The organism is Ethanoligenens sp. (assembly GCF_047718355.1).
In the GTDB taxonomy this organism is placed as follows: domain Bacteria; phylum Bacillota; class Clostridia; order Oscillospirales; family Ethanoligenentaceae; genus Ethanoligenens.
Map to the genome: position 1 here is coordinate 1 of NZ_JBDNLG010000022.1, position 9,975 is coordinate 9,975.

A 9,975-nucleotide genomic window follows, 5' to 3' on the forward strand; every position below is an offset into this window, starting at 1 on the left:
CCAGAATAATTAATAAAATTAAGAGCAAATGGATGAGTCCGCCAAACAAGTGAATGACAAAAAAACCAAATAACCACAAAATAAAAAGTACGCCGATAATCGCCCACAGCATCGCATTTTTCCCTTTCCTCTTTTTTGACTATTTTTAGCTATATCGAGCATAACATAAGGGGAAAAGAAAAACAATCGCTTTTTTTTTTGACAAAAAAGCACCGGATACCAATGTACCCGGTGTTTTCTTGCTCTATTTCATTGGTTCATCATGCCGAGTCACGTTTTTACGTATACTCTGTATGATTTTCACAATAATCAGAATCAATGCGGCAATCAAAAGCAAGTGAACAAGTCCGCCAAGCGTATAAGCAGCCAATATCCCCACAAGCCACAAAACCAGAAGAACACCCGCCACTATCCATAACATCTTTATCCGCTCCTTTCGGAGATAGTGTGTCCGTTATGAAAACAGGCATTCCTGTGTTTGTCTTGTGAATAATCACCGGTAATATTTTTCAGTATTTTAAAAATTGAGTTACTCTTTCGGTTCATCCGTTACCGGCTGCACATCCTGTATCGCTTCACTGTCCACATCCCCATTTGTCTCCAATCCGGTATCATCAGGGAGAATTTCCTCTGTATCTTCAGGTTCTTCATCCTCATGCGCGGCGCTGGTGACAGTAACCACACGGGTTTCCTCACCCACACGCATCACACGCACACCCTGCGCATAACGCGAATAAATGGGGATTTCTCCAACCGGTACACGAATGATTACGCCATTGGAAGAAATAAAGAGTGCGTCATCATTTTCTTCCACTACGCGCAGGCCTGCCACCAACCCCGTTTTTTCGTTGGTATTGCAGCAAATCAAGCCCTTACCGCCACGGTTTTGCACACGGAATTCCTCAAACGGCACCCGTTTTCCGTAGCCGTTTTCGGTCACCAGCAACAGACTCCCGTCTCCGTTTGGAATAGTCACGCCGACTACATAATCCCCATCGGATAATGTAATGGCTTTCACACCGTGTGATGCACGTCCCATTGGCCGTGCGTCGGTCTCCAAAAAGCGGATGGCATTGCCGTTTCGGGTACCCGCAAGAATATGCGCGCTGCCATCGGTGAGCAAAACGCCCACCAGTTCGTCATCTTCCTCCAGCAAGATCCCGATAACGCCGGCTTTCCGTGCGGTATCGTATGCATCCAGTGACGTACGTTTGACAATTCCTTTTTTGGTGACCATGACCAGATAGCAATTATCCTCAAATTTCGGCACCTTGATCATAGCGGTAACGCTTTCATCCTGCGCCACTTGGAGAATATTGGCCACATTCATGCCCTTAGACGTGCGGGAGCCTTCCGGCACCTCATATCCTTTGAGACGGTACACACGACCATGGTTGGTGAAAAACAACACATAATCATGTGTGGAGCAGACAAATAACTCCTTAGCCACATCTTCTTCCCGACGCGTCAGACCGGATATACCGCGTCCGCCACGTCGCTGGGTATGATAAACAGCAGCTGGAAGCCGTTTAATGTATCCGAAATTGGTCAAGGTGAGCACAATGTCCGTCACCGGGATGAGATCTTCCACATCAACTTCGCCGCTGATGTTCTCAATCTGGGTGCGGCGCTCATCTCCAAATTTTGTTTTGACTGCCAACGCTTCTTCTTTGATGATTTCAAGAATGCGTTGTTCGTCCGCAAGAATGGCCTTAAACTCCGTGATTTTGGCTTCGAGTGCCGCCAATTCTTCCTCTATTTTTTCCCGTTCCAAGTTGGTCAATTGTCCCAAACGCATCTGCACAATGGCTTGCGCCTGCACATCGTCCAGTGCAAACCGCTCCATGAGGGAAGCTTTGCCTTCGGGAATAGACTTGGCCGCCCGCAGAATGCGAATGACTTCGTCGATGAAATCAAGCGCAATCTTCAAACCCTCTAGGATGTGGGCACGCTCTTCTGCTTTACGCAGGTCAAATTGTGTGCGACGCGTGACGACCTGCTCTTGAAATTCAATATAATTTGTTAAGATATCGCGCAGTGGCAGTACTTTTGGATGCCCATTGACCAGTGCCAACATGATGACCGGCACGGTTTCCTGTAACTGGCTGAAGGTGTAAAGTCGATTCAGCACGACCTGCGGATTGGCGTCACGTTTTAGTTCAATGACGATGCGCAGGCCTTCGCGGTCGGACTCATCCCGCAGATCAGAAATGCCATCAATGCGTTTGTCCTTGTGAAGCTGTGCAATTCCTTCAACAATGCGTGCTTTATTCACCATGTAGGGAATTTCAGTGACCACAATGCGGCTGCGCCCGTTGTCTTCTTCCTCAATGGTCGCTTTGGCACGCAATGTGATCCGGCTGCGTCCCTTTACATAGGCTTCTCGGATGCCGGCACGTCCCATAATGATACCACCGGTGGGAAAATCCGGTCCCTGGATGCAGGTCATCAATTCTTCAAGCGTGGCGTCGGGATTGTCAATAAGCATGACCATCCCATCAATAACCTCATTGAGGTTATGCGGCGGGATATTGGTTGCCATGCCCACCGCGATGCCGGACGACCCATTTACCAAAATATTTGGAAAACGCGATGGAATGACAATGGGTTCTTTTCGTACATCGTCGAAATTGGATTGGAAATCCACCGTTTCTTTTTCAATATCCTGCATCATTTCCAAGGAAATGCGGGACATACGTGCTTCAGTATACCGATAGGCCGCCGGGCCGTCTCCATCGATCGATCCAAAGTTGCCGTGTCCATCTACCAGCGGATAACGCAGGGAAAAGCTTTGTGCCATACGCACCAACGCATCGTAAACAGACGCATCACCGTGCGGATGGTAACGGCCCAGCACGTTACCGACTGTGGTAGCCGATTTGCGGTAAGCGTTGGTCGGCAGCAGGTTATCTTCGTACATCGCGTACAGGATGCGGCGATGCACAGGTTTCAATCCGTCACGAACATCCGGCAATGCGCGCGCCACAATGACCGACATGGAATATTCCAAAAATGATTTTTCCATCTCGCTTCGGATATCGACCGGTATCAGTTTTTGTCCATCAAAATTCATCGAATCCCTCTTTTTTATGCTTAGGCAGGTATCATCCGCCTTTATGCGCAGGACAGATTGTCGTCAATACGTTTTTTATAATTTTAGCACACTACAATTGCTACGTGTGAAATTGTATGATTTCTACCAGACTTTTCGAAACTGTTTGGTGGGGTATGTCGATCAAACATCAAGCTCACGTACTTTTCCGGCATTGACTTCAATAAATTCGCGGCGCGGTTCCACCTTGTCACCCATCAAAATGGTGAATATCTCATCGGCGGCGGCGGCGTCTTCCATATCCACCCGCAGGATTGTCCGCCCGTCGGGATTCATCGTCGTTTCCCAAAGCTGGATAGGGTCCATCTCCCCCAAACCTTTGTAACGCTGAATATCACATTTTCCGCCCATTTCTGCAATGAGTGCGTCACGTTCGTTGTCGGTGAACGCATAGCCAAACTTTTTACCCTTGGAAACTTTAAAAAGAGGCGGTTGTGCGATAAATATGTGTCCTTCTTCTATCAACGGACGCATGAAACGGAAAAAGAATGTGAGCAATAACGTACGGATATGTGAACCGTCCACATCCGCATCGGCCATAATAATAATTTTTCCATACCGCAGTTTGGAAAGATCAAAATCTTCACCGATGCCTGTGCCTAACGCCGTAACGACCGGCATCAGCTTTTCGTTGCCATAAACTTTGTCCAGACGGGCTTTTTCTACGTTTAACATTTTGCCCCACAGCGGCAGGATTGCCTGAAATTTTCGGTCGCGCCCTTCTTTGGCGGAACCTCCGGCGGAATCGCCTTCCACGATATAGACTTCAGTATAGGTATTGTCTTTATCCGAGCAGTCCGCCAGCTTGCCGGGGAGAGAGGCCGAATCGAGTGCAGACTTGCGACGGGAAAGATCGCGGGCTTTACGGGCCGCTTCGCGCGCCCGGTTTGCCGAAAGCGCTTTGTCGAAAATTGCACGCGCAACTGCGGGATTTTCCTCGAAATAGGTCATCATTTTTTCATAGAGCATGCCGTCAACCAACTGACGGATCTCCGTGTTGCCTAATTTTGCTTTGGTCTGCCCTTCAAAGAGTGCTTCCTCAAGTTTAACGCTGATAACAGCTGTCAACCCTTCGCGCACATCTTCGCCCGAAAGTTTGGAATCGGAATCTTTTAGAATATTATATTTCCGGCCATAATCGTTAAAAACACGGGTTAATGCCGATTTGAAACCTGTTTCGTGCGTGCCGCCCTCAGTGGTGTGAATGTCGTTTGCGAAGGAATAGATGACCTCATTGTAGCTGTCGTTGTATTGTAAGGCGACTTCCGCCATGCTTTTTTCAGCATTGGCGGAAAAATAAAGGACTTCTGGGTGTAATGCAGTTAAACCTTTGCGCTTGTGCACGTATTGAACGAATTCCCGAATACCACCTTCATAGCAAAGTGCGTCTCGCCGCCCGTCCGATTCACGTTTGTCTTCAAGAAGAATATGAATACCCGCATTCAAGAACGCCTGTTCACGCAAACGTGCCAGTATGATGTCATATTCATAAACGCAAGTCTCAAAAATTTCACAGTCCGGTTTAAACGTGATTTTTGACCCGACCTGATCGGTATCGCCTATGATTTCCAATTTGGTGGTGGGCACGCCTCGCTCAAACCGTTGCCGATAGAGCTTTCCCTCGTTGGCGACGTCAACTTCCAGCCACTCCGAAAGCGCGTTGACAACGGAAGCGCCCACGCCGTGCAGACCGCCGGAAACTTTATATCCGCCGCCGCCGAATTTTCCGCCCGCATGAAGCATTGTGAACACGACTGTGACTGCAGGAATCCCCACTTTTGCCTGAATACCGACTGGGATTCCACGCCCATCATCGGTGACGCGAATGATGTTTTCTGGCAGAATCTCTACATGGATGTTGTGGCAGTAGCCGGCAAGTGCCTCATCAATCGCGTTATCCACGATTTCATAGACCAGATGATGGAGTCCGGGCGCACCGGTGGAACCGATATACATACCAGGGCGTTTACGTACGGCTTCCAGTCCTTCCAGCACTTGTATCTGGTCGGCGCCATAATCTGTATTTTCCGGTTCTAATTGATTTTCGTTCATCATTTCCGCCATTTCTCCGCGTGCCGGGATGGTACGGTTTACGGTTTTCCGTCACGCGGAACGGAAAACAACCGACTCGGTGTACGTTATCTTTTGTGTATACAGTCCATTTTTTTATATCCCGTCGGAGAACCCATTGACCATACTTCTTTTCAAAAGAGTTGTTGACGAAATTTGCGAAATGTATACTTTTACACGCTCATCACTTTCAATTCGTTTTTTCTCATGGCAAACAACAAACGATTTGGGAAGTTCATCGGTGACATTGATGATCATTCCCGATTGCTGCGCGTTTTTCAGATAATCACGTGTGATGGCTGAAACACTTGTGGTATCGATATCAAAAATACCAACGATATCTTGCAGTCGAACAACGGTATCTTGCCCAATATGCAGATACATGGGTTTCCTCCTTTACCAACAAGGTCAAAGTTACGTTAAAAAATAAAAATGCGATTTATTTCAAGACGCGGTAAAACCACGTCGAATCTGCCCGTTTGAAAGGGAAAAAACAGCACCTGCTTTTGGGGCAAGCCCTTGCGGGTCGCAGCAAGTGATAAAAACTTGTGCATTGTCTATATGATTGATGAGATATTCCCGCCTAACGGCGTCCAATTCACTGAATACATCGTCCAGCAAAAGAATCGGCGGCTCTCCGATTACGTCATTGAGCACTTCGGCTTCTGCAAGCTTTAATGCCAATGCGGCTGTTCGCTGTTGTCCTTGGGAGGCAAATGTCCGTGCAGGCAGGCCCGCAATATGAATCAGGATATCATCCCGGTGCGGACCCGCACCAGTGATTCCTGTTTCAATGTCTATGCGGCGGCGGTTCTGTAATACGTTCAGAAGTGCCTGCTCGATTTCGACAGCATGCAGGGTTTCCGCTTGCAGACAATCCTTCAGTTCTTTTGCACTTTCGTATTGAAAAGCAGCTTTTTCGTGGCTGCTGGAAATCGCTTGGTGCAGTCGTTCTGCTTTTGGAAGCAATCTTGCCAGATAACGAAGCCGTGCAAAGAGAATGGATGCGCCTAATTTGCTGATGCGTTCGTCCCATATATCCAGTGTGTCCAGTAACTCCATGTGATGCGGAATATCTTTGAGTAAAGCGTTGCGCTGAATCAGCGCTTTATGATATGCAGATAGAATTGCCGCATGACGTGGGCGCAAGGGGCAGATAGCCTCGTCAAGAAATGTACGCCGCACCGCAGGGCCATCTTTGACCAATGCTAGGTGTTCAGGGGCAAAAATTACGGCGCAAAATTCACCAGCAAGGCCCATTGAGCTTTTCAGAGGAACATCGTTTAGTCGTACGCGCCGTTTGTTTTCTTGGAAGGTAATGGATGCCTGCTGTATTCTTTTGCCGGCTGTAAAAGTCAACTCCAACTGTGCTTGTTTTTCGTGAAAAGCAAGTAATTCGCTGTCTTTGGCATTTCGAAAACTCCGTGAACCTGTGAACATCCAAATTGCTTCCAAAAGATTTGTTTTTCCCTGCGCATTTTGCCCATAAAAGATGTTAACTGCAGGATCCGGCTGTAAAACAGTTTCCTCCAGATTTCGAAAATGACGTAAAGAAAGGCTGTTGGTAATCATGAAGCTGTGACCTGCCAAGTTGTGTTGCCTAAAGAAATTTGGTCGCCGACATGAATTTTTTTCCCTCTCATGAGGCATACACTGCCATTGACCTGTACTAAACCGGTTTGAATTGCTTCTTTACAGCCGCCTCCGGTTGGAAAAGCGCCGGCGAGCTTTAACAGTTGTTCAAGCTTAATAAAAGGGGTGTGGATTGCAATTTGTTCAACCATCGGCATTTAGCCTCACAGGCAGGACGAGAAAAATAAATGCGTCACCATCTGGCGGGCAGATTTTCATAGGGGAAAGGGAGCCGCCAAGCTGGATACGAATTTCGTCGCAATCGGTAGCTTTTAAAGCGTCTATTAAATACCGGTTGTTGAACCCCATCTCACAGGGCTCGCCATCAAAAATCGCGTTGACTTCATCGTATATTTTACCAATACTGCTGCTGCATTTTATGCGAATTCGGTCGGGTTCAAAAATACAGCGTACAGGCGATTTTAAGCGATCGGTAATTAACAGAGAGGCACGATCGATACTATTGGTCAATGTGCGTGCGTTGACTCTTGCTTCTGCAGTTTTTGTACCGCTGAGCACACTTTTATAATCCAGAAATTGACCTTCAAGCAAACGGGAAATAATCGTATAGCCGCCGGTTTCGAATAAGAGATGTTTTTTACCGATGTTGATTGTAATAGGGTCGTCGTTTTCGGGATGGAGCAGTTTATATATTTCTGTCAACGTTTTTCCGGGTACGACGAAAGATGTATTTTGTTCTTCTTTGACTTGTTCCTTACGGATGGCTAAGCGGAAGCCGTCTACTGCGACCAGGCGCAGGACTTTGTCTTGTAATTCAAACAGGATACCGGTGTGTATGGGATTGCTTTCGTCGGTGGAGATGGAAAAAATTGTTTGCCGGATCATGCTCATCAGTAAGTTTTCGGGTAGTTCAATGGAGGTGCCGTCGGAAAACACAGGCAATTCAGGAAACTCAAGAGCAGGTATCCCAAGGATGGTGAATTCCGCTGCACCACTGGTGACAATTGTCAGTAGTTTTTCATTACTTTTGACTTCTACTGTTTCTCCTGGTAGTTTTCGAACCATATCGGTGAATATTTTAGCATTTAGGACGATTTCACCATCTGTTTGGCATTCTGCGTCTATGGCTGTAGAAATACCGAGTTCTAAGTCATAGGCGTGCAGTGTAATCTGGTTATTGTCCGTGCGGATAAGAATGCCTTCCATTGCTGGCATAGAGGACTTTGTTGAAACTGCACGTCCGGTCACTGAGAGGGCTTCCGCGAGCTTTTTAGTGTTACAGCGAAATTGCATGATTCGTTTTCCTTTCTTCATAGTATAGAATAGCTTATTTTAAGAGAAGACGTAGTAGGGGCGGTGAATTTGTTGAAAAAACCCACAATGCTTGTCTGGAAGCGAATTAGCTGGATTTTTGGGGTGTGAATGCATTTGGAGGAGTTTGTCGAAGTTTTGGGGAGAAGCTCGAAAGTTCAACAGACTTGTGAAATATAGGCGGTGAATAAACGGGAAAAGTGGAAAGTATGGTGAAAACAGTAGAGGGAAGGGATGTTTTGTTTGAGAGCGGTGGAAAATGCAAAAAAACGTCGCAGTGGAAAGTTCAGTTGGCGCGGATGTTTTTTATGATATCTTCTACTGTTGCTTTTAAATGGGGTTTGTTTTTCATTTCGTCTTCTACCTTTTGGATAGCATATACCACGGTGGAGTGGTCCCGTCCATTGAATTTCTCACCGATGGAGGATGTAGACATCTGTGTGATCTCACGAATGATATACATGGAGACTTGGCGTGCGGTGGAAATATTGCCCGAACGCATTTTGCCTTTGATTTCTTCCGGGGATACGCCAAATGTGCGTGAAACCTCGCTGACGATTCGATCAATCGTGACGGGAACCGGTTGGTTGTCGTTTAAAATATCCCTGATTGCGTTCTGTGCAATGGCGATGGAGGGGGGATCTCCTGTGAGAAGGTTGTAGGCTTTGATTTTTTTGACGGCTCCCTCTAACTGGCGGATATTGTTTTTTAAGCGGTTTGCGATGTATTCTCCCACTTCGTCTGGAATCGCGATGCCAAGCAGTTCCGCTTTGCGTTTGATAATAGCCAGTCGTGTTTCAAAATCAGGGGGCTGGATGTCCGCGAGCAGTCCCCATTCAAAGCGCGTACGTAAGCGGTCCTCTAATGTTTGTATTTCCTTTGGAGGGCGGTCCGATGTAAGGACTATTTGTTTTTTAGATTCGTAAAGGGAATTAAACGTATGAAAAAATTCTTCTTGGGTGGATTCTTTACCGGCAACGAATTGAATATCATCTACCAGGAGTACATCTGTCTGCCTATATTTATTACGGAAACTGATTTGGCTGTTTTGCCGAATCGATTCGATCAGATCATTTGTAAAATCTTCGCCTTTTATGTAGAGAATCTGACTGTTTTGATTGTTTTTTAATATTTCATGGCGGATTGCATGCAACAGATGTGTTTTGCCAAGACCCGAGCCGCCGTAGATAAACAGCGGATTGTAGGCCATAGCGGGATTAGAGGCGACCGCAAGGGACGCTGCATGTGCAAATTTGTTGGAGGAACCTACTATAAAGGTATCGAAGGTATATTCATAGTCTGCGCTGGCATAGGTCTTTTCGATATCTTCGGGGTTCTGTGTGACTACGAAATCATATTGGGAATGATAACCGTTTGGCTTGTCATCTTCTGTCACAATGCGAATATCAACCGGAAAACCCAGTGTGTGTTCAAATCCATCTTTTAAAAGTTGTTTGTACCTGTCGTAGATGATATTCCTCTGAAAATCTGACCGGACGAAAAAAACCGCTTCAGTTGAATGGAGTTCTACGGGTTCCATGCAGTAAATCCAGGTTTTGAATGCCACATCACTAATTTTTTCTTTACAGAAGAGGCAAACCCCCTCCCAAACTTCTTTAAAGGACTGCATCTATGGACTACCCCCGATTCTTGATATCCACAATATTGTGGAAAACTCTGTTGAAAGAGTTGAAAACATGTGAATGAATGATTTAAAAACTTTGAAAACCTGTGAAAAGTGAAGAAAAAAGTCGTTTAGCTGCCAGTATTTGCTGTGGTTGGCAGAAAAAGCCCGCTGGCACGACACCGGCGGACAGGAAAATCGTAAATAAACGCATGAGGGCGTTGTTTTGGCCCCGGCTGGGAGCGGCGGGCAACACAATTTTTTT

Annotated in this window: 9 protein-coding genes; all 9 read right to left on the bottom strand. The window is 46.5% G+C overall.

Annotation, left to right across the window (positions count from 1 at the left end; genetic code table 11):
* Nucleotides 1–112, bottom strand: a 112-nt coding sequence (locus tag ABF463_RS05170; RefSeq protein ID WP_415532526.1) for a lmo0937 family membrane protein, incomplete at its 3' end; no start/stop codon positions are given.
* 132 nt (nt 113–244) lie between these two features.
* A complete protein-coding gene (locus ABF463_RS05175) occupies nt 245–421 on the bottom strand; it encodes a lmo0937 family membrane protein (RefSeq protein ID WP_415532496.1) in 177 nt (58 codons plus the stop codon).
* A gap of 108 nt (nt 422–529) precedes the next feature.
* Nucleotides 530–3,073 carry a DNA gyrase subunit A gene (gyrA, locus tag ABF463_RS05180; RefSeq protein WP_415532497.1) on the bottom strand — a complete coding sequence of 848 codons (2,544 nt, stop codon included), beginning with the start codon at nt 3,071–3,073 and terminating at the stop codon, nt 530–532.
* 162 nt (nt 3,074–3,235) lie between these two features.
* A complete protein-coding gene (gene gyrB, locus ABF463_RS05185; RefSeq protein ID WP_415532527.1) occupies nt 3,236–5,164 on the bottom strand; it encodes a DNA topoisomerase (ATP-hydrolyzing) subunit B in 1,929 nt (642 codons plus the stop codon).
* A gap of 114 nt (nt 5,165–5,278) precedes the next feature.
* The gene (gene remB, locus ABF463_RS05190) at nt 5,279–5,566 is read right to left on the bottom strand and encodes an extracellular matrix regulator RemB (RefSeq protein WP_415532498.1); all 288 of its coding nucleotides are present in this window, start codon (nt 5,564–5,566) and stop codon (nt 5,279–5,281) included.
* 60 nt (nt 5,567–5,626) lie between these two features.
* Nucleotides 5,627–6,754 carry a DNA replication/repair protein RecF gene (gene recF / locus ABF463_RS05195; RefSeq protein WP_415532499.1) on the bottom strand — a complete coding sequence of 376 codons (1,128 nt, stop codon included), beginning with the start codon at nt 6,752–6,754 and terminating at the stop codon, nt 5,627–5,629.
* Nucleotides 6,751–6,966, bottom strand: a complete 216-nt coding sequence (locus ABF463_RS05200) for an RNA-binding S4 domain-containing protein (RefSeq protein WP_415532500.1) — start codon at nt 6,964–6,966, stop codon at nt 6,751–6,753. Before ABF463_RS05200 ends, recF begins: the two co-directional genes overlap by 4 nt.
* Nucleotides 6,959–8,089, bottom strand: coding sequence for a DNA polymerase III subunit beta (dnaN, locus tag ABF463_RS05205; RefSeq protein WP_415532501.1), 1,131 nt, complete (start codon nt 8,087–8,089; stop codon nt 6,959–6,961). Before dnaN ends, ABF463_RS05200 begins: the two co-directional genes overlap by 8 nt.
* Nucleotides 8,090–8,372: 283 nt before the next feature.
* Nucleotides 8,373–9,716 carry a chromosomal replication initiator protein DnaA gene (gene dnaA, locus ABF463_RS05210; RefSeq protein ID WP_415532502.1) on the bottom strand — a complete coding sequence of 448 codons (1,344 nt, stop codon included), beginning with the start codon at nt 9,714–9,716 and terminating at the stop codon, nt 8,373–8,375.
* Nucleotides 9,717–9,975 lie beyond the last annotated feature (259 nt).